Below are 17779 nucleotides of genomic sequence, written 5' to 3'. Positions count from 1 at the left end.
GCGGTCCATTCGTCTTTTTCAACCGATCACTGCTCTATCCTTCATCCGCCTGCTGGTGAAGCATTTTCGGTTGCAGACAGGTCCGCCTCGCGCAGCCGGTAGCCGACGCCGGTTTCGGTGGTGATGTATTGCGGCTGGTCGGGCGTGGCCTCGATCTTCTGCCTCAGCTGGCGCACATAGACGCGCAGATACTGCACATCCGCCGCTGGTCCCCAGATCTGCTTCAGCATGAATTGATGCGTCAGCACCTTGCCGGAATATTGCGCCAGCACGCGCAGGATGTCGTACTCCTTCGGCGACAGCTTGATTTCGCGCTCGTCCACCTTGACGATCCGCTTGACGAGGTCGATCGACAGCCCGCCAGTGCGAAATACTGCCTTCTCGCCCTGCTGCTGCAGCCGGTGGCGCAGCGCCACGCGAATGCGGGCGCCGAGCTCGTTCATGCCGAAGGGCTTGGTCACGTAGTCGTCCGCGCCCGTCTCCAGCGCCTTGACGATCCCACCTTCATCGGTGCGGCTGGAGAGGATCACGACGGGGGTGGTCAGCCCCTGTTCGCGCCATTCGCCGAGCAGCGCGTGGCCCGGCGTGTCGGGAAGGCCGAGGTCGAGCACGATGAGATCGGGGCCGACCTCGCCTGCAAGCGCGCGCGCGGTCGCCGCATCCGGCGCCTCATGCACCTCGTATCCCTGCGCCGTCAGGCCGACGCGCAGGAGCTTACGGATAGGGGGCTCGTCGTCGACGACGAGGATCTTCACGGGCGAACCGGTCATTTCATATCTTCCAGCTTCGTGATGTCATTCGTGATCTCTTGGGGGCGAGGCAGCTTGATGGTGAAGACGGCGCCCGATCGGTCAGGCCGGTTGGCAGCAGTGATGGTGCCGCCCATCGCCTCGACGAAACCGCGACATATAGAGAGGCCAAGTCCTGTGCCGGCCCGCACCTGGTCGCCCTTACGCACCCGATAGAAAGTGTCGAACACGCGGTTGAGATCATCGTCAGGAATGCCCGGCCCGCTGTCGGCGACCTGCACCATCACATCGCCGGTGCCGGTCCAGCCCTTGATCTCGACGGTGGAGCCCTCGGGCGCATACTTCGCGGCATTGTCGATGAGATTGAACAGCACCTGCTCGAAGAGGACGGGATCGACCCGCACAGTCGGCAGATCGGCCGGGATGGTCACATGCACGCCGTGATGCGACAGGATCTTGGCCGCGCGGCGCAACGCGCTGCCAACGATATCGCCGACATCGTGCAGCGCCGAATTCGGCTCCATCGCCCCGGATTCGATCCGGGTCATGTCGAGCAGGTTGGCGATGAAGCGGTTCAGCCGCTCGGATTCGTCCACCACGGTAGACAGCAGGTCCTTGCGGTCCTCCTCGCTCATCGAGGCGAAATAGTCGCGCAGCGTGGTGGAGGCCCCAAGCACTGCGGCAAGCGGCGTCTTCAGGTCGTGCGAGATCGAGGTCAACAGCGCCGAGCGCAGACGGTCGGCCTCTGCCGCAAGCTTCGCCTGGTCGACATCGGCGACGAGCTGGATACGCTCGATCGCCAGCGCCGCCTGGTCCGCCAACGCGTCGAGCAATCTCTGCTGCTCAGGCGTCAGAAGCGGCCCGTCGCGGCGGTCGCTGTCGAGCCCGATCACGCCGACGGCGGCGCGTCCGGTGCGCAGCGGCACATAGAGCCGCTTGGCGCCGGGCAACGTGTCGGCGCCGCGCCCGGCGGCGTGGTTGTGCTCCCAGGCCCAGCGCGCAGCCGCGATGTCTGCGTCGTCAAGCGTATCGTCGGGCGGATAGCCGGCCCTGACTGCGATCGTCCCGTTCTCGGGCAGGAGCAACACGACCCGCACCCGCAGCATTGAAGCCAACTGGAAGGCCGTTGCCCAGAGCACGTCGTCAAGCGTGCCGGTGCCTGCCAGTTTCTTCGAGAAGAGATAGAGATCCTCGGTGGTGCGCGCCCGCTGCCGCGCCGCGGATGCCTGCCGCTGCACTGTTGCCGTCAGGTTGCTCGCGACGATCGCCACGCCGAGAAAGAAGAACAGCGCCAGCACGCTCTCAGGATCGCTGATCGTCAGCGTGTAGCGCGGCGGCAGGAAGAAGAAGTTGAAGGCAAACGCGCCGAGCAGGCAGGAAAACAGCGCCGGCCTGAGCCCATGCAGCACCGCCGAGGTCAGCACTGCCATCAGGAACACCAGCGCCAGATTGCGCACGTCGAGCACCTGGTCGAGCACGATGCCGGCGACAAGCGCGATCGCCACATAAACCACCGCCAGCAGATAGGCTCTGAGGTCGAAGGCTGGTCGCGCCGCTGCCGCCTTGACGCCGCGTTGCGCACCAGTCTTCTGCTCGTCGCCCGAAATGACGTGAACGCTGATATCGCCCGCCTTGCGGATCAGGAGATCGGCGGCAGACGGCGAGAACCACTCGCGCCATGTCGGCTGCTTCGGCGCGCCGATCACGATGTGGGTGACGTTGTTGGAAGCGGCGTAGCGGATCAGCTCTTCCGACGTCTCGCGCCCCGGAACGGTGATCGCCTCGCCACCGAGCTGTTCGGCCAGCCTGAGATTGGCGGCTAGTGTGTCGCGCTCGGCCTCGCTGAGATTGATCGAGCGGTTGGTCTCGACATAGACGGCGGCCCAGGGCGCCCTCAGCCGCGAGGCCATGCGCGCGGCATAGCGCACCAGCGACGCCGAGGCCGGATGGTGATCGACCGATACGAGTACACGCTCGCTCGCCGCCCACGGGCCGGAGATTGCGTGCGCCTGCATGTGGTTCAAAAGCTGGTCGTCCACCCGCTGCGCGGTGCGCCGAAGCGCCAGCTCGCGCAGCGCCGTCAGGTTGCCCGGCGTGAAGTAATTGGTCAGCGCCCGCTCGGCGGTATTGGCCATGTAGACCTTGCCGTCATGAAGACGCTTGATCAGGTCGTCGGGCGTGAGATCGATGATCTCGACGTCGTCGGCCATGTCGATCACCTTGTCCGGCACAGTCTCGCGCACCCGGATGCGGGTGATCTGCGAGACGACGTCGTTCAGGCTCTCGACATGCTGGATATTGAGCGTCGAATAGACGTCGATGCCGCGGTCGAGCAGCTCCTTCACGTCGAGATAGCGCTTCGGATGCCGGCTGCCCTCGGCATTGGAGTGGGCGAGTTCGTCGACCAGCACGAGGTCGGGCTTGCGGGCGATGATGGCGTCGATATCCATCTCCTCCAGCCGCCGGCCCCTGTAGTCGACTGTCACGCGCGGCACGATCTCGAAGCCCGCAAGCATCGCCTGCGTCTCCTTGCGGCCATGCGTCTCGACGACGCCAACCACCACATCGACCCCATCTGCGATCTTCGCGCGCCCGGAGGCCAGCATCTCATAGGTCTTGCCGACGCCGGGCGCTGCCCCCAGAAAGATCTTCAACCGCCCACGCGTCTCCGCCCGCGCCTTTTCAAGAAGCGCCTCGGGCGAGGGCCGTCCGGCCTGTTCGCGGTTGTCGTCTGGCATGCGGTGTTGTTCTTTCCTCGCGGTCGGATGAGGGGGCCACGCCCGAGACGTTTCACTCACTCATAGAAGCATCAAGCCTCTGGTTCAACTTGAGAACATTGACCACAGGCTTCCCGAGAAAGTGCCTCCACCTTGCCCCGTCCACACCGTGCTTTCGCCACGCGCGGAATCTCAAAAGGGCCGCCGCGGGTCCAATCCCAGGATCACCCGGCCATCAATATGCAACCAAAGCACATTAAGGTTCGAGACGCGGGAAAAGCCGCCAATATAAAAATCTTATAAGTGCGCTGGTCCGATCGAAGGCCGTTGGAGGTGGAAAAGCCGGCATTCAGGCCAGTTTGGCGAAAGCTTGCCGCCCTAGGGTTGGCGGATAAAGAAGCAGACCTGCGTTCGGCGGAATGCCGTTCTTGAAAGTACGAAGGCGATCTGAATGCCCAAGACCGAGCCAAGCAATTCTTCGGCCGAGACCCTTGCCGAATTGGCATCGTTGAAGGCGCAAGTCGAAGAGTTGACCCAGCGCATCGATACGCAGGGCTCGGTCCAGTTCGAAATCGCCAAGCTGCTGCAGACATTTCATTCGCAGCTCACGGCCCTGCCGCAGCAGATGAGCGAGATCGTCAAGACGGCGATCGAGTTGAACAATCACGACAAGGTGCCGCTCACCAAGGAAGTGCTGACCAAGTTCGACGCACGCCTCGGCAGCCTTGGTGTCGGCATGCACGTCTTGAAGCAGGTCAGCCATCTGACGCTGCGCCGGCTTGGCCCCGCGACGCCGAAGATCCGTTGCGTCTTCATCGTCCAGTCGATCCCGATGTGGGATGCACTGGCCGATGTTTACTGGGCGATGACCGAGGACGATCGCTATCACCCCATGGTCGTATCGATCGACAACAGCCAGCTCGGCGTGGCGGAGTTCTCGGGCGAGGATGAGGTGCATGCTGGGCTGAATGCGCTGGGTGTCCCGCACATACGCCTCGATATGCACTCCTTCGACGGGCTGGATATCGTGCGCAATCTGATGCCAGACGTGGTCTTCCGCCAGCAGCAGTGGGATTCTCCGGTCCCGCATGGCCTGAGAACGATGGAGATCACTTTCGCCCGCATCTGCGTGGTGCCCTATGGGATGGGCGTGCTTGCCAACCCGGATGCCAAGGGTGAGGACGACGAGGCCTATAGCGACAACTACGACCAGCAATATCACCGCCTCGCCTGGAAGGTTTTCTGCGAGACGGAGATGACGCAGTCCTATTACCGCTCCTTCGCGCATTCCGATCCCGACAAATTCGTGCTGACGGGCTATCCCAAGCTCAACAAGCTGATGGAGGCCAAGGGCAAAGGCGAATGGCCGATCGCCGAGCCGAACGGGCGCAGCTTCCGCGTCGTCTGGGCGCCGCATCACTCGTTGGCCGTCAATGGCTTCGGCTTTGGCGTTTTCCATAAGATCTACAAGCAGATGCTGGAATGGGCCCGCTCCGCCAAGGATATCCAGTTCGTGCTGAAGCCGCATCCCGCGCTGGCCTTCGGCGCCGAGCAAAGCGGCCTCTTCCGCGACAATTCCTATCAACGCTATCTCGATGCCTGGTCGGCGCTGCCCAACTGCGCCATTCGTGAAGGCACCTATGGCGAGCTGTTCGACGCCTCCGATCTGATGATCACCGACGGCGTCTCCTTCCTCACCGAATACCACCTCTTCGAAAAGCCGCTCATCTTCATCGATTCCGGTGTCCACGCCGCCTTCAACGCGCTGGGCCGGCTTGCCGAACGCGCCGCCCACCGCGTCGAGACCTTCAATCAGCTGCGCCAGGTGGCGCTTGATTACAAGGACGGCAAAGCCTGGCAGCTGGTGAAGGAGCGCGAAGAGCTTCTGAAGGTGCTGCTCCCGCACGCCGAGCCGGCCTCCAGCATCATTCTTGATTCCATCGCAGCCGATATCCAGACGTCGAGGTCCTGAGCATGTACCGCGCGCAACAGCATGCATTAACACTGCCTGTCGTCAACGAGACGGGTGCCGTTCACGGCCACAAGCGTGGCACCGGCTTCGCCTTCGATCTCGATGGGACGATCACCCGCGCCGAACTGCTGCCGATGATCGCCTCCGAGCTTGGCCTCGAAGCCGAAATGCGGCTTCTGACCGAGCTCACCATGTCGGGCATGATCCCCTTCGAGGATTCCTTCCGGCTGCGCTTCGCCATCCTGCGCAGCGCCGGCCTCGATCGCATCCAGTCGATCGTCTCCGAGGTCGAGTTCGATCCCGATATCGAGCAGTTCATCCGCCAAAATCGCGATCGCTGCTTCGTCGTCACAGGCAATCTCGATCTCTGGATCGCGCCGCTGGTCGAGCGCCTCGGCTGCCGCTTCTACACCTCGACAGCCACGACCGACAAGAACGGCTGGATCACCGGCCTCGACATGGTCATGCGCAAGAACGTCGCCGGCCTTGAGCTGAAGGACGAGTTCGACCGCCTCGTTGCGATCGGCGACGGCTTCAACGACGTGCCGCTCTTCGACGTCGCCGACATCGGCATTGCCTTTACCGGCCTGCATGGCGCGCCCGACGCGCTGGTCTCCGTGTCCAACTATGTCGCTCTCGATGGGAAGTCGCTATGCCGTCTGTTAAACACGCTGTAATCGCGGCGGCCGGCCTCGGCTCGCGGCTGGGCCATGGCAAGCCGAAGTGCCTGGTCGAGATCGAAGGCGTCAAGATCATCAAGCATCTGTTGTCGCTGCTGAAGGATGTCGAGGACGTTCGCGTCATCGTCGGCTTCGAGGAAAAGGCCGTCATCGCGGCGATCCGCGCCATCCGCCCGGATGTGCTCGTCGTGCGCAACCCCGGCTTCCGCAGCACGACGACGCTGCACAGCTACGAGCTCGGCGGCCGCTACATCAAGGGCGATTGCCTGTTCATGGATGGCGACATGCTGGTCGAGCCGGAAAGCTTCGCAGCTTTCCTCGCCTCCTGCGAACCCGGCGTGGCGCAGCTCGGCATCACCAAGACCAAGACCCGCGACGCCGTCTTCCTCACCCGCGAGGACGGCCTTGCCGTAAGCTTCCGCCGCGACGACCCGACCGAATACGAATGGGCCAACATCGCCTGGCTGCCGGTCGATTACTTCGCCGATATCGGCAACACGGCGGTCTATGAGCACCTCAGGCAGTTCCTGCCGATCCGCACCCACGAAGTGATCGCCTACGAGATCGACAGCGAGCAGGATCTGGCGCTGGCGCGGGACAATCTCCACTACTTCAATCTGCAGGCGCTGGCCGGCTGAAGCATGTCGCGCAAAAGTGCGCAGCGGCTTTGCGACACCGACACGCTTCAAGCAAACAGTCACGAAACGGAACCGAGCATGAGCCGCATATACAAGGACCAGGAAAGCATCGACGCCTTGAAGGTCCGCGATTTCTTCAATGGTCGTGCCAAAAAGGAAGGCAATGCCGTCAACGCCGTGATGCTGCAATCCGAGGGCTCGACGATCGCGGTTGACCGCGACATCCACGAGAAGACGCATCTGCTGCCGCGCCTCGAACGCCCGTCGAAGATCCTTGAACTCGGCTGCGGCGCCGGCCGCCTCGCCACCTTCTACAACAACAACGGCAACCAGTATCTCGGCTTCGATTTCTCCGAAGAACTGATCGCCCGCGCCAAGGCCGAGATCGGCGACGATGAAAACGTCCAGTTCCAGGTCGTCGAAGTCCCCCGGATCGCCGTCGAAGACTTCAAGCTGCAACCGCCCTTCGACTTCTTCCTGATCACCGGCCTCTTCATCTATCTCAACGACGAAGCCGTCCACGACACCTTCAAGATGATCGCCAAGCTCGCGGCCCCGAACGCCACGATCTACGTTCGCGAATCGCTGTCCGAACTCGACGTCCGCCTGACGCTGAAGGAGCATTTCTCCGAAGAACTCGACGAAGTCTACAACGCCATCTACCGCACGACGGCGGAACTGACCGAGGTGATGACCGACACGCTGCTGAAGGCGGGCTTCGTGTTCGAGGTCTGCGGCGAGTATGCGTTCCCACCGGCGCTGCGGAATAGGGCGGAGACGGCGCAGCGGTATTTTACGCTGCGGCGGGGGTGAGGGAGAGGTGGATTGTGATGGCGGCTAGACAAGGTCACCTAAGATGCGCGTCTCCAAGTTATGGAGATTTTGCCTGCGTCAGGATCGATTGACCGAATTTCGCTGAAATTGCATAAGTGACGCGTCACCTCCTAAAGTGGATCGAATGCAGCCCCCATGGCGTTTCTCGAATATCGTCCCACAACCACGCTGTTTCACTATTGCGGGCCTGGAAGTTTCGACGGAATCACGGCGAACGGATCACTTTGGCTAAGTGACCTGCAGCACGCAAACGACCCAAAAGAGCTGCAGCTGGCAGCGGTGCTTGACACCGTAATTTCGCAGCTCATTGCAAGATCTAACAGCCCACGGGAGCGCGCAGCCTACGCCAGCGTCAAAATTGACCTCTCGAACATGCGAAATCGATTCGGAATGTATTCTTCGAGCCTCTCGCTGAAGTCTGATCAACTCCCGATGTGGCAAGAATATACAGATCGTGGTCGCGGCTTCGTAATAGGTTTCAGGCCCAGCGCCTTCAATGATATGCCGTTACGAATTCAACGGGTCAAATATGTTGCTGAAAACTACTTCGATGCACTCCATGACGATGTGTCAGCGATAGTCGCGCCTCTGTTTGGAAGCCACACGGACTTCGTGGCGCGTATTGGGCCAGTAACTCAGCTTCTCACCCTTATTACGGCTGTAAAAGACAACAGTTGGCAGCACGAAGACGAAATTCGACTTCTGTTTTCCGATATGGCGAAGGAGCCCACTGGTCTTCCGATCGGCTGGCTTCGCGATGGTACTGAGGTCTACACCGAGGCGCCGCAGCATCGAAACAGAGACGGTGTAGATATTCCATATTTTAGCAAGCCATTCGGTCGCTACCGCTCAAGACAATGGGATCCTAAGGGCGCGATATCGCTTGTCGTGCTCGGACCCAATAATACGTCGTCAATAGACGATGTTTGCGCAAAGCTCAAAGAGCGAGGATATAGAAGGTTCGATGTTGTGCGATCTCGCTGCGCGTTCAGACCGTAGCTATCGATTTGTACGGAGTAGCGAAGACAGATAGGCTGTGAAATGTCGTGCCTGACAAATCCAGATCACGTTGTGATCCGCGACCAAATCATTCAATTATCAGAAAATCTAATGTGGTTTTTCCAAAGGTAAAATTTGGCTGGGGAACCTGGACTCGAACCAAGATTAACGGAGTCAGAGTCCGTCGTTCTACCATTGAACTATTCCCCAGCAGTCGCTGCCGAAGCGTGCTTGGCTGCTGTGCGGCGCTTATAACCAAATCATCGCGGAATGCAAATAGCTGTTTGAAAAAAATTTGAACGGCGTTGTGGAGTGTTGGAAGAGGCGGATTCTTGAGGGTTGGGAAAAAGAATTTGTCGTTTTGGCCGAGCGCTGGTATCTTCGCGCCAACGCAAAATCGAACGAGCGCCAGCAGCATACCTCCAGGAGTTCATCCTTCAGGACTTGCGCGGCGCGGTGGAAAAACAACGTGGAAGACCCCGAAGGCGGCTTTAAGTCGCAATCTGACGGGGCGTCGGCGGCAGCGCGCAAGGATGGCAAGAAATCCAGGCGCCGCAAGGGCAAGCGTGGCGGGCAATCCCGCAATGCAGCTCAGGCCGCTTCGCATGCCCCCTCCGGCATCGCCGGCGAGGCAGCGCGCCCAATGGATGCACGTCCAACGGACATTGCGGCCGAGACATCGGCCCGCAAGCGCAAGCGCCGCCGTCGCGGTTCCGGTGCGTCGAGCGAGGGTGCTCCAAGACAGCAGCAACAGGGTGATCAGGCCGCATCCGCCAATCGCGCGAGCGCGCATGATGGCGACGCGGCTTCGGGAAAGCGCGGCCGTCGCAAGCATCGCGGCAAGCGTGGCCTGCAAGGTCGGCCGCTGGCGCAGACAAAACCATCAGGCCATCAGCCCGCGCAAGCGCCCGCGAGTGAGCCCAATGTCGGCCGTGGTCCCGCGCAGGAAGCGCGCGGCGAAAACGACAATCGCGTCCAGCGTCATCATCAGGAGCGCGGCGAACGGCCGGCTTCCGCCCATCCCTGGCCGGACGAGCTCTACGCCGCGCTCGACCTCGGCACCAACAATTGCCGTCTCTTGATCGCGCAGCCGACCCGTCCGGGCCAGTTTCGCGTCGTCGATGCCTTCTCGCGCATCGTGCGCCTTGGCGAGGGGCTGGCTGCGAGCGGGCGTCTGTCCGACGATGCCATGGACCGCGCCGTCGATGCACTGCGCGTCTGCGCCGGCAAGCTGAAGAACCGCGAGATCCGCCGCATGCGGCTGATCGCCACCGAAGCCTGCCGCCAGGCAAGCAACGGCGAGGAGTTCCTTCAGCGCGTTGTCGCCGAGACGGGGCTCGAACTTGAGATCATCGATCGCGAGACCGAGGCGCGTTTGGCCGTCTCCGGCTGCTCCTCGCTGGTCGGGCGCGAGACGCGCTCCGTCGTGCTCTTCGATATCGGCGGCGGCTCGTCCGAGATTGCGGTCATCCGCATCGGCGACAGCCGCTTCAGCCGGCTTGCCAACCACATCACCCACTGGACCTCGCTGCCCGTCGGCGTCGTGACCTTGTCCGAGCGCCATGGCGGCCGCGATGTCACGCCCGATGTCTTCGAAGGCATGGTGCTTGAGGTCGAGGGCATGCTCTCCGGCTTCGATTGCCCCGTCATCGATGGCGATCTCGGCGATTTTCACCTGATCGGCACCTCGGGCACGGTCACCACGCTTGCCGGTGTCCATCTCGATCTGCCGCGCTACGACCGGCGCAAGGTCGATGGCATCTGGCTGTCCGATGACGAGGTCTCGGCCATGCAGGCGAAGCTCCTCTCCTGGGATTTCGCCAGCCGCGCCGCCAATCCCTGCATCGGGCCCGATCGCGCCGATCTGGTGCTGGCAGGCTGCGCTATTCTCGAGGCCATTCGCCGCCGTTGGCCGAGCCCGCGCATGCGCGTTGCCGATCGTGGCTTGAGGGAAGGCCTTCTCACAGACATGATGGCGGATGATGGCGTCTGGCGGCGCCATCGCCACCGCCGCGGCCAACGCGGCAAATAGGGGATCAGCTATGACCAAGCCAACCATTGCGGGCAACCGCACCGGCCGCAAGCTCGGCCAGCGCGTCAAGAACAAGAAGATGAAGGCGTCCTCGCGCCAGTGGCTGCAGCGCCATATCAACGATCCCTATGTGCAGCGCGCCCAGCTCGAGGGCTACCGCGCCCGCGCCGCCTTCAAGCTGCTTGAGATCGACGAGAAGCACGGCATCCTGAAGGGCGCGCGCCGCATCATCGATCTCGGCGCCGCACCGGGCAGCTGGTCGCAGATCGCCGCCAAGGTCACCGGCTCGACGGATGAGCACATCCGCGTCGCGGCCATCGACTTCCTGGAGATGGCACAGCTCCCCGGCGTCAAAATCCTGCAGCTCGACTTTCTCGATCCAACGGCGCCTGACCAGCTGATGGAAGCGGTTGGCGGCACGCCCGATCTCGTCATCTCCGACATGGCGGCGCCGACCACGGGCCACCACAGAACGGACCATCTGCGCACCATGCATCTGTGCGAAGTCGCCGCGCATTTCGCCATCGAGGTTCTGGGCGAGGGCGGTCACTTCCTGGCCAAGACCTTTCAGGGCGGCACGGAAAAGGACCTGCTCAATCTGCTGAAGCAGAATTTCAAGCAGGTCGTCCATGTCAAGCCGGCGTCCTCGCGCGCCGAATCCGTCGAGATGTTCCTGCTCGCCAAGGGCTTCAAGGGACGCAAGGCTGAGGCCGACGAAACGGAGGCTTGATTTTAGCGGTATTCCGGGTGGAGTATGACACTCCCGGGACCGTCCCTGCGGGCCCAAGACAGGGCATGATTGGCCCAAGACCGGAATGACCGCGGATATCAATGCTGCTTTACGTCACGCTCGGAACCAACGACATCGACCAGGCCCGGCATTTCTATGATGTCGTGCTCCCCGTGCTGGGCTATCGCCGCCAGCGCTATTCGGAAGAAGAGATCGGCTACGCCGCCGATGGCGATATCCGCTGCCGGCTGTGGATCGTCACCCCCTTCAATCGCCGCCACGCCTCGAATGGCAATGGCACCATGATTGCGCTCGCGGCCGAGACCAGGGCGGATGTCGATGCCTTCTATCGTGCCGCGATATCGGCCGGCGGCGTCAGCGAAGGCGAGCCGGGCTTGCGCCCCTTCCACGCCAATTTCTACGCGGCTTACGTGCGCGATCCCGATGGCAACAAGCTGAGCGCCGTCTGCGAAGCGCCGGAGCCGGCGGCCGAATAAACGTCGCGGACGATTACTTCACCGCCTGCTGTTCCGCCTCCAGCACGCTTGGCGCGAGCGGCTTGACGCGATGGCCGGAGACCAGCGCGCCGGCATGCTTGTCCATGCGGATGAAGGGGATGGTGGCAACCACGGTCATCACCGCGATGACGTAGAAGGCAACGTGGAAGTCCACCACCTGCAGCGCTTCGCCGCGAATGAAGATCGAGGTCTCCAGGATCGCCGCGGCCACGGCCACGCCGAGCGCTAGGCTGATCTGCTGCATGACCGAGCTCATTGAGGTCGCCTGGCTCGCCTGCGCATCGTCGATATCGGCATAGGCAAGCGCGTTGACGCCGGTAAAGAAGAAGGAGCGCGAGAAGCCGCCGATCAACAGTACCAGGATGATGACGAGATGTGGCGTGGTCGGCGTGAAGAAGCCGGTGGTCACAGTCACCAGCGTGGTCACGCCCGCCGCCGTCAACAGTGTCGAGCGGAAGCCCACGGCCGCAAACACCCGCTTGGCCATGAACTTCGTGGTGATTGCGCCGATCGCGCCGGCGAATGTGATGAGGCCGGATTGGAACGGCGTCAGCCCGAAACCGAGCTGCAGCATCAGCGGCGTCAGGAAAGGCATGGCGCCGATGCAGATGCGAAACAGCGTGCCGCCCGTCGTCGATGCGCGGAAGGTCGGGTTTTTGAACAGCTGCAGATTGAGGATCGGTGCCGGGTGCCGTCTCGCGTGGCGCACATAAAGCGCGCCGCAGATGACGCCGATCGCGGTCGCCGCGATGCCGATGATCGGCGGCAGCGCAGGCAGGCTGACGACGGAGAGGCCGAAGACCACGCCAGCGGCGGCAAACGAGGTCAGCACAAACCCGGTGATATCGAGCTTCGGCGGCGCCGTCGCCTCGACCTCGGGCAGGAAGATCGTCGCCAGCCACACGCCGATGATGCCGACGGGCACGTTGATCAGGAAGATCCAGTGCCATGTGAAATAGGTGGTGATGAAGCCGCCGAGCGGCGGTCCCGCGAGCGGCCCGACCAGCGCCGGGATGGTGAGCAGCGCCATCGCCGAGACGAGATCGCTGCGCTTGGTGGTGCGCAACAGAACCAGGCGGCCGACCGGCGTCATCATCGCTCCGCCCATGCCCTGCAGGAAGCGGGCGACGACGAATTCGATCAGGCCGGACGAGATCGCGCAAAAGATCGAGCCGACGACGAAGACGCAGATGGCGAGGCGGAAGATGCGCTTGGCGCCGAACCGGTCCGCCATCCAGCCGCTGATCGGGATGAAGACGGCGAGCGACACCATATAGGATGTCAGCGCCAGCTTCAGCGTGATGGGCCCGACATGCAGGTCGTTGGCGATCGCCGGCAGCGCGGTCGAGATGACGGTGGAATCCATCTGCTCCATGAAGAGCGCGACGGCAAGGATCAGGGGAACAATGCGGTTCATGCGCGAAAGCCTTGGGGGTCTAGCAAAGGCGGCTTGGAAGCAACTGCTCTTTAGTCCTCGCACCGGCATCTGCCAAGTGCGCATTCATCTTAGGAAATGCGAATGCATCACGTCTGCGTGAGGCGGATGGTTCAGGGATTTTAACGCGCGGAATTGACATATGTTCGTTTCAGCGGATTGCGATAAACGGTGATCCGCGATGACGACGGGGGCGGCGCGCCAATGCGCCGTGCGTTATTACAAAGGATGGAACATGGCGATTTCGATGGGGATGAACAGGCGCGCGTTTGTAGCGGCAGGCGTTGGCCTGCTGGCAGCGCCGATGATTTTGAAAGAGACGGCCGTGATGGCCGCAACCGGAGACAACACCAAGATGGATGCGACGACGCAGCCCCAGTTCAATCAGTTCAAGCTCGGCTCCTTCAAGTTCACCGTCGTCAAGGACGGTGGCGTGGTTGGCGAAAAGCCGAATGAAACCTTCGGCACCAACCAGACGCCGGAGACCGTTCAGGCGCTGCTCGCCAAGAACTTCCTGCCGACGGACAAGTTCGTCAACACCTTCGCGCCCTTCGTGGTCGATACCGGCTCCGACGTGATCCTGGTTGATACCGGCTTCGGCGAAAGCGGCCGCGCCAAGGGCAACGGCCAGCTCGCAGCCGGCCTCAAGGCTGCAGGTTATTCGACCGACGACATCACCATCGTCGCGCTCACCCATCTGCATGGCGATCACATCGGTGGCCTGATGGAAGGCGGCAAGCCGGCCTTCGCCAAGGCCCGCTACATCGCCGGCAAGACCGAATACGACTTCTGGACCGACAAGGCCCGCGAGGGAACGCCGGCCGAGGGCAACCAGAAGGCTGTTCTCGCCAATGTCGTGCCGCTGGCCGAGAAGATGACCTTCATCGGCGAAGGCGACACGATCGCCTCCGGCATCACCGCGATGATGGCGCCGGGCCACACACCCGGCCACATGATCTTCAACATCGAGTCGGATGGAAAGCGCCTGATCGCCACCGGCGACACCGCCAACCACTATATCCTGTCGCTGCAGAACCCGACCTGGGAAGTCCGCTTCGATATGGATAAAGCGCAGGCAGCCGCCACCCGCAAGAAGGTGTTCGACATGATCGCAGCCGACAAGGTGCCGTTCCTCGGCTACCACATGCCCTTCCCGGCCGTCGGCTATGCGGAAGTCTACGAAAGCGGCTACCGCTTCGTTCCCAAGACCTATCAGTTCGACCTCTGATCCTGCTGCATGGCAGCCATACCAAGCCCGGCCACCGCGCCGGGCTTGTCGTGTTTTTGACGAGTGTTTCTCCGCGGGAAAGCGCGCCAGTCTCTCTCCACCCTTATTCCTGTGCTCGTCAAAGGAATCCAGCTGGCGCGCGTCTGCGCGGCGAGAAGAGTCCATTGCGCTCAAGGACTTGAGCGCGCTGCATCCCTGTGACGGGCATAGCGATGAGGATGCGGTGAGGGCGGCGCGAAACCTTAGCCGACGTGCTTTCGGCGCAAGAGAGCGCATGGCGACCGCTCTTTCCCCTCGCTCACGCCACCCACGGCCGGCCACATTTTTTACTATTCCCTTAACGCCATAGACGTGGTACCAGCCCTCGCCAACTTCCAAAGCAACCTTACACATCGCCGGTGCGGATAAGACGTTCCGGGTGAGGGTGCATTTTTCTTTTATAAGGAATTGGCCATGGCTCGCATCATTGAAACGCCGACCGGTTTAGACGCACTCACCTTCGATGACGTGCTGCTGCAGCCTGGTCACTCCGACGTCCTTCCGGGCCAGACCAGCGTCGCGACGCGCATTGCCACCGATTTCGAACTCAACATACCCATTATCTCGTCCGCCATGGACACGGTCACCGAAAGCCGTCTCGCGATCGCCATGGCGCAGGCCGGCGGCCTCGGCGTCATTCACAAGAACCTGACCCCGATCGAGCAGGCCGAGCAGGTCCGCCAGGTCAAGAAGTTCGAAAGCGGCATGGTCGTCAACCCTGTGACCATCGGCCCCGATGCGACGCTTGCCGATGCGCTGGCTTTGATGAAGATCCACAGCATCTCCGGCATTCCTGTTGTCGAGAAGTCCGGCCGCCTCGTCGGCATCCTCACCAACCGCGACGTCCGCTTCGCCTCCGATCCCGCCCAGAAGATCTATGAGCTGATGACCCGTGAGGGCCTCGTCACGGTCAAGGAAACCGTCGACCAGCAGGAAGCCAAGCGTCTGCTGCACGCCCACCGCATCGAAAAGCTGCTGGTGGTTGACGGCGAAGGCCGTTGCGTCGGTCTCATCACCGTCAAGGATATCGAAAAGTCGCAGCTCAACCCGAACGCCTCCAAGGATGCGCAGGGTCGTCTCCGCGCCGCCGCCGCCGTCGGCGTCGGTGACGATGGCTTCGAGCGCGCCGAGCGCCTGATCGAGGCCGGCGTCGACCTGCTCGTCGTCGATACCGCCCACGGCCACTCGCAGGGCGTTCTGAATGCCGTCGCCCGCGTCAAGAAGCTCTCCAACTCCGTCCGCGTCATGGCCGGCAACGTCGCGACATCGGATGGCACCAAGGCGCTGATCGATGCAGGTGCGGATGCGGTCAAGGTCGGTATCGGCCCGGGCTCGATCTGCACCACCCGCATCGTCGCAGGCGTCGGCGTTCCGCAGCTCGCCGCCATCATGTCGGCGGTCGAAGCGGCTCGCGCCCAGGACATTCCCGTCATCGCCGATGGCGGCATCAAGTTCTCCGGCGACGTCGCCAAGGCGATCGCATCCGGCGCATCCGCGGTCATGATCGGCTCGCTGCTTGCCGGCACCGATGAAAGCCCGGGCGAAGTCTACCTCTACCAGGGCCGTTCCTTCAAAGCCTATCGCGGCATGGGCTCCGTTGGCGCCATGGCTCGCGGCTCGGCTGACCGTTACTTCCAGGCGGAAGTACGCGACACGCTGAAGCTCGTTCCCGAGGGCATCGAAGGTCAGGTTCCCTACAAGGGCCCGGTCTCCGGCGTTCTGCATCAGCTCGCCGGCGGCCTGAAGGCTGCCATGGGCTATGTCGGCGGCAAGGACCTCAAGGACTTCCAGGAACGCGCCACCTTCGTGCGCATCTCCGGCGCGGGCCTCCGCGAAAGCCATCCGCACGACGTCACCATCACCCGCGAAAGCCCGAACTACCCGGGTTCCGGCGCCTGATGAACGACGCGAGCAGCCGTATTCCGACCTCGGTCGTCGCGCTGCTCGCGGCCATCTCCCTCGGCGTCTTCATCTGGATGCTCCTGGGCTACGTCCTGCCGTTTCAGGATATGACCCACGCCGCGATGCTCGAAGCGCGGCTGGGTCGCTATGATGCAAGCGATATCGACGCCATGCGCGGCTTGCTCGAGCGAAAGCCGGAAGCGCGCGACTTGCTTGTCGCCATGCATCGCGGACCCGATCTGATCCTGCCGTTCGTGCTGACGGCGTTTCTGTTCACTGTTCTCGCCAAGCTGCGCCCCGCCGGCCGCTATTTCAATCGCCCGATGCATCCCTTGATGATCGCCGCGATCTATGCGCTGCCTTTCCTCTACGGCTTCTCCGATTACGCCGAGAACATCCTGACCGACAACCTCTTCGCCGGCGGCGCCGAGTGGAGCTTCGCCGCGGCATTGCTGCCCTGGGCGTCGAGCCTCAAATTCGCGAGCCTGACGGTCTGCGTCATCGTCATCCTGCGCTTCCTCGTCTACCGCATCGTGCCGCCGACGGATCGCTGACGCCACTGGCCAAACCGACACTGGAAACCCCGGTTCGTTTGCTCTAAAGCTCTGACACCAAAAGAAAACTGGCAAAGGAGACGAGCATATGACCGGAATGACAGGCTATGAGATGTTCTGGCCCATCATCGCCCATGCGGCGCTGGTCTATATGCTCTACATGCTCCTCGGCTACCGTCGCCAGAAGATGCTGCAGTCCGGCAAGGTGCGTGCATCCGACTATCGCGAAAACCGCGGCGAGCCGACCGAAAGCCTGATCGTCAAGAACAGCCTGGCGAACCAATACGAACTGCCGGTGCTGTTCTACGCCTGCTGCATCCTTCTCTACATGACCGAAGCCGACAACCTGATCGCGCTCGTGCTTGCCTGGATCTTCGTCGCCTTGCGCTATGTCCACGCCTTCGTCCACGTCACCAGCAACGACCTGCGCTACCGCAGCCCGCTCTTTGCCGCCGGCTATCTCGTGCTCGGCGTCATGTGGGTCTGGCTTGCCGTCTGGATAATGTTCCCGAACGGCTGAGCGGTCGGGAGCAATCGCCTCTCTCCACGAATCAGCGATGCGGGCGGTTTTCTATAAGCGACATGGCTAGCAGTGTGTCGCGGCCAGTGTTCGGCCTAAAAATGGCGTAAATTTACCCTCCGGAACCGACCAAATCAGGGCTTATCACCCCGGTTTGGTTGAGCTTTTGCCGATCGTTAAAGCGTGTCGCGCCAAACCAGATTCGGGATTTCCAAATCAGTTGATCCGTGAT

At 62.2% G+C, this 17779-nt stretch carries 15 protein-coding genes and 1 tRNA gene; 12 read left to right on the top strand and 4 right to left on the bottom strand.

The features are described from left to right. Positions 1 to 41: 41 nt before the first annotated feature. Complete coding sequence (locus tag ACODTZ_RS26275) at positions 42 to 770, bottom strand: response regulator transcription factor (RefSeq protein ID WP_489029280.1); 729 nt, start codon at positions 768 to 770, stop codon at positions 42 to 44. Next, entirely contained in the window at positions 767 to 3487 is a 2721-nt protein-coding gene (locus ACODTZ_RS26270) for a DUF4118 domain-containing protein (RefSeq protein ID WP_489029278.1), read from the bottom strand. The genes ACODTZ_RS26275 and ACODTZ_RS26270 overlap by 4 nt, the downstream gene beginning before the upstream one ends. A 430-nt stretch (positions 3488 to 3917) precedes the next feature. Between ACODTZ_RS26270 and ACODTZ_RS26265 the strand changes: the two genes are divergently transcribed. From ACODTZ_RS26265 to ACODTZ_RS26245, 5 genes are all read left to right on the top strand, one after another. Then, positions 3918 to 5438, top strand: a complete 1521-nt coding sequence (locus ACODTZ_RS26265; RefSeq protein ID WP_489029276.1) for a CDP-glycerol glycerophosphotransferase family protein — start codon at positions 3918 to 3920, stop codon at positions 5436 to 5438. Between the two features lie 2 nt (positions 5439 to 5440). Next, on the top strand, positions 5441 to 6115 hold the full coding sequence (locus ACODTZ_RS26260; protein ID WP_489029274.1) for an HAD-IB family phosphatase: 675 nt from the start codon (positions 5441 to 5443) through the stop codon (positions 6113 to 6115). Continuing rightward, positions 6091 to 6756 carry an NTP transferase domain-containing protein gene (locus ACODTZ_RS26255; RefSeq protein WP_081619898.1) on the top strand — a complete coding sequence of 222 codons (666 nt, stop codon included), beginning with the start codon at positions 6091 to 6093 and terminating at the stop codon, positions 6754 to 6756. Before ACODTZ_RS26260 ends, ACODTZ_RS26255 begins: the two co-directional genes overlap by 25 nt. A 78-nt stretch (positions 6757 to 6834) precedes the next feature. Continuing rightward, on the top strand, positions 6835 to 7569 hold the full coding sequence (locus ACODTZ_RS26250) for a methyltransferase (RefSeq protein ID WP_489029272.1): 735 nt from the start codon (positions 6835 to 6837) through the stop codon (positions 7567 to 7569). 156 nt (positions 7570 to 7725) lie between these two features. After that, positions 7726 to 8589, top strand: coding sequence for a DUF2971 domain-containing protein (locus ACODTZ_RS26245; RefSeq protein WP_489029270.1), 864 nt, complete (start codon positions 7726 to 7728; stop codon positions 8587 to 8589). Positions 8590 to 8725: 136 nt separating this feature from the next. Here ACODTZ_RS26245 and ACODTZ_RS26240 read toward each other — a convergent pair. After that, positions 8726 to 8799: transfer RNA gene (locus tag ACODTZ_RS26240), tRNA-Gln, on the bottom strand. Between the two features lie 259 nt (positions 8800 to 9058). On the opposite strand from ACODTZ_RS26240, the gene ACODTZ_RS26235 reads away from it, so the two are divergent. The 3 genes from ACODTZ_RS26235 to ACODTZ_RS26225 all read left to right on the top strand — a co-directional run bounded on the left by ACODTZ_RS26235 (position 9059) and on the right by ACODTZ_RS26225 (position 11848). Next, on the top strand, positions 9059 to 10621 hold the full coding sequence (locus ACODTZ_RS26235; protein ID WP_489029268.1) for a Ppx/GppA phosphatase family protein: 1563 nt from the start codon (positions 9059 to 9061) through the stop codon (positions 10619 to 10621). A gap of 10 nt (positions 10622 to 10631) precedes the next feature. Further along, positions 10632 to 11351 (top strand): RlmE family RNA methyltransferase, encoded by a 720-nt coding sequence (locus tag ACODTZ_RS26230; RefSeq protein WP_489029266.1) that lies wholly within the window; start codon positions 10632 to 10634, stop codon positions 11349 to 11351. A gap of 101 nt (positions 11352 to 11452) precedes the next feature. Beyond that, positions 11453 to 11848 carry a VOC family protein gene (locus ACODTZ_RS26225; RefSeq protein ID WP_489029265.1) on the top strand — a complete coding sequence of 132 codons (396 nt, stop codon included), beginning with the start codon at positions 11453 to 11455 and terminating at the stop codon, positions 11846 to 11848. A 13-nt stretch (positions 11849 to 11861) separates the two neighbouring features. On the opposite strand, the gene ACODTZ_RS26220 is transcribed toward ACODTZ_RS26225, so the two are convergent. Beyond that, on the bottom strand, positions 11862 to 13286 hold the full coding sequence (locus ACODTZ_RS26220) for a DHA2 family efflux MFS transporter permease subunit (RefSeq protein ID WP_489029263.1): 1425 nt from the start codon (positions 13284 to 13286) through the stop codon (positions 11862 to 11864). A gap of 253 nt (positions 13287 to 13539) precedes the next feature. Between ACODTZ_RS26220 and ACODTZ_RS26215 the strand changes: the two genes are divergently transcribed. The 4 genes from ACODTZ_RS26215 to ACODTZ_RS26200 all read left to right on the top strand — a co-directional run bounded on the left by ACODTZ_RS26215 (position 13540) and on the right by ACODTZ_RS26200 (position 17547). Then, positions 13540 to 14532, top strand: coding sequence for an MBL fold metallo-hydrolase (locus ACODTZ_RS26215; protein WP_111561939.1), 993 nt, complete (start codon positions 13540 to 13542; stop codon positions 14530 to 14532). Between the two features lie 453 nt (positions 14533 to 14985). Beyond that, a complete protein-coding gene (gene guaB / locus ACODTZ_RS26210) occupies positions 14986 to 16470 on the top strand; it encodes an IMP dehydrogenase (protein ID WP_112533549.1) in 1485 nt (494 codons plus the stop codon). Beyond that, positions 16470 to 17027: a hypothetical protein gene (locus ACODTZ_RS26205; protein ID WP_489029260.1), complete on the top strand. Its 558-nt coding sequence runs from the start codon at positions 16470 to 16472 to the stop codon at positions 17025 to 17027. Before guaB ends, ACODTZ_RS26205 begins: the two co-directional genes overlap by 1 nt. 97 nt (positions 17028 to 17124) lie before the next feature. Further along, positions 17125 to 17547 (top strand): MAPEG family protein, encoded by a 423-nt coding sequence (locus tag ACODTZ_RS26200; protein WP_489029429.1) that lies wholly within the window; start codon positions 17125 to 17127, stop codon positions 17545 to 17547. Positions 17548 to 17779 lie beyond the last annotated feature (232 nt).

Source organism: Rhizobium sp. FG113, from assembly GCF_057809895.1.
This window is presented reverse-complemented; position numbering and strand designations above follow the sequence as displayed.

What these genes read in the sequence shown, in the direction of transcription:
- ACODTZ_RS26200 (WP_489029429.1), top strand. Translation starts at nt 17,125, where the DNA reads ATGACAGGCTATGAGATGTTCTGGCCCATCATCGCCCATGCGGCGCTG.
- ACODTZ_RS26275 (WP_489029280.1), bottom strand. Translation starts at nt 770, where the DNA reads ATGACCGGTTCGCCCGTGAAGATCCTCGTCGTCGACGACGAGCCCCCT.
- ACODTZ_RS26265 (WP_489029276.1), top strand. Translation starts at nt 3,918, where the DNA reads ATGCCCAAGACCGAGCCAAGCAATTCTTCGGCCGAGACCCTTGCCGAA.
- ACODTZ_RS26245 (WP_489029270.1), top strand. Translation starts at nt 7,726, where the DNA reads ATGGCGTTTCTCGAATATCGTCCCACAACCACGCTGTTTCACTATTGC.
- ACODTZ_RS26215 (WP_111561939.1), top strand. Translation starts at nt 13,540, where the DNA reads ATGGCGATTTCGATGGGGATGAACAGGCGCGCGTTTGTAGCGGCAGGC.
- ACODTZ_RS26270 (WP_489029278.1), bottom strand. Translation starts at nt 3,487, where the DNA reads ATGCCAGACGACAACCGCGAACAGGCCGGACGGCCCTCGCCCGAGGCG.
- ACODTZ_RS26255 (WP_081619898.1), top strand. Translation starts at nt 6,091, where the DNA reads ATGCCGTCTGTTAAACACGCTGTAATCGCGGCGGCCGGCCTCGGCTCG.
- ACODTZ_RS26220 (WP_489029263.1), bottom strand. Translation starts at nt 13,286, where the DNA reads ATGAACCGCATTGTTCCCCTGATCCTTGCCGTCGCGCTCTTCATGGAG.
- ACODTZ_RS26260 (WP_489029274.1), top strand. Translation starts at nt 5,441, where the DNA reads ATGTACCGCGCGCAACAGCATGCATTAACACTGCCTGTCGTCAACGAG.
- ACODTZ_RS26250 (WP_489029272.1), top strand. Translation starts at nt 6,835, where the DNA reads ATGAGCCGCATATACAAGGACCAGGAAAGCATCGACGCCTTGAAGGTC.
- ACODTZ_RS26205 (WP_489029260.1), top strand. Translation starts at nt 16,470, where the DNA reads ATGAACGACGCGAGCAGCCGTATTCCGACCTCGGTCGTCGCGCTGCTC.
- ACODTZ_RS26230 (WP_489029266.1), top strand. Translation starts at nt 10,632, where the DNA reads ATGACCAAGCCAACCATTGCGGGCAACCGCACCGGCCGCAAGCTCGGC.
- ACODTZ_RS26225 (WP_489029265.1), top strand. Translation starts at nt 11,453, where the DNA reads ATGCTGCTTTACGTCACGCTCGGAACCAACGACATCGACCAGGCCCGG.
- guaB (WP_112533549.1), top strand. Translation starts at nt 14,986, where the DNA reads ATGGCTCGCATCATTGAAACGCCGACCGGTTTAGACGCACTCACCTTC.